Genomic DNA, 1,451 nt, shown 5'->3' with positions numbered 1-1,451 from the left:
TGAAGTGAACCCCAAATTTAGGACTTCTATTTGTTAGAAATTGTTAGTTATGCAGCTAGTTGATGCTTTTCTCTATAAGAGATTGGACTTGTTTTCAATTTGGATTTAATTCGATCATGGTTATAGTAATGCATATATTCATCAAGCTCTTGTTTGAAGTGATCTACACTATTAAATTCGCTTATGTAAAGGAATTCTGACTTCATAATTCCAAAAAAGTTTTCCATGACGGCATTGTCGAGACAGTTTCCTTTGCGAGACATACTTTGTGTAACGCCATATTCTTTAAGAGCTGTGCGGTATTGAGGCATTTGGTAATGCCAGCCTTGGTCTGAGTGTAAGAGAAGGTCATCGCCTTCTTTAAGGCGTCCTAGAGCCTTGTATAACATCTTTTCTACTAAAGAATAGGTAGGGCGATGGCCAATCGTGTATCCGATCACTTCTCCGTTATAAAGATCTAAAACAGTAGATAGGTACAGCTTTTCACCAAATACTTTGAACTCCGTGATATCTGTAACCCATTTCTGATTAGGAAATTCGGCTTCAAAGGCGCGTTCTAACAGGTTTTGAGCGATTTGGCCAACTTTCCCTTTATAAGATTTATATTTTTTCACACGAACCACACTTGAAAGACTCAATTCTTTCATTAGACGATAAACTTTCTTGTGGTTTACATGATGCCCTGTGTTCTCTAATTCTTGTTGAACACGTCGGTATCCATAACGACCTTTATGTTTATGGTAGATGGACATGATGCGCTCTTTTAAGCCTTGATCTGGATCAGGTTTATTGATTTTGGAAAGATGGTAGTAAAAATTACTTCTAGATAAACCAGCCATCTTAATTAATTCGTGAAACGGATAGGTGGACCTTAATTCATTCACTACTTGCGTTTTTTCGCTTTTGGTGATTTTTCCTTTTCGTGAATTAAGGTTCTTAACTTTTTTAGATAAGCGTTCTCCATACGTAGGTACTCGACTTCTTTTTGAATAGCTTCAGTATCTATTGCCTGGTCTTTTTTATCATTTTTCTGGTTGTTGGTTTCTTCTGATGACATTCTGGCAGCCCTCTCTTTAGGTGATTCGAGGGCTGCCATACCGCCTTTTTTCCATTTCTTCTTCCACCTACGGACCATAGAGGGATCCGGGATCTGAAAAATGGCTGAGGCAGCCCGAATCGAATAACTCGATTTTTCGATAAATTGAACAATCTTCAGTTTAAAGGCAGCCGTGTAATTTGTATAGAGGAAATGGAAAGCTTGTTCCCCATGATAAGTATATAATTGAACCCAATATCGGATAACCGAGTTGTCAATGTTTAACCGCTTTTCTAGATCGCGATAACTTACGCCACCATTTATATACTCTTGGGCAGCTTGAAGCTTTTCGGTGGGAGTAAATCTTCCCATAAATGATCCCCCTATTTTTGTCCTAAGATAGGGGGGCACTTCA

Annotated in this window: 1 protein-coding gene; it reads right to left on the bottom strand. The window is 38.4% G+C overall.

Annotation, left to right across the window (positions count from 1 at the left end; genetic code table 11):
- Positions 1 to 47: 47 nt before the first annotated feature.
- A protein-coding gene (locus tag LQ226_RS20805; RefSeq protein ID WP_231419951.1) for an IS3 family transposase occupies positions 48 to 1,408 on the bottom strand; the annotation gives its coding sequence in 2 pieces (ribosomal slippage) (positions 48 to 934 and positions 934 to 1,408; 1,362 coding nt in all).
- Between the last annotated feature and the right edge of the window lie 43 nt (positions 1,409 to 1,451).

The sequence above is a fragment of the Pontibacillus sp. HN14 genome (assembly GCF_021129245.1).
Taxonomy (GTDB): Bacteria; Bacillota; Bacilli; order Bacillales; family BH030062; genus Pontibacillus.
This window is presented reverse-complemented; position numbering and strand designations above follow the sequence as displayed.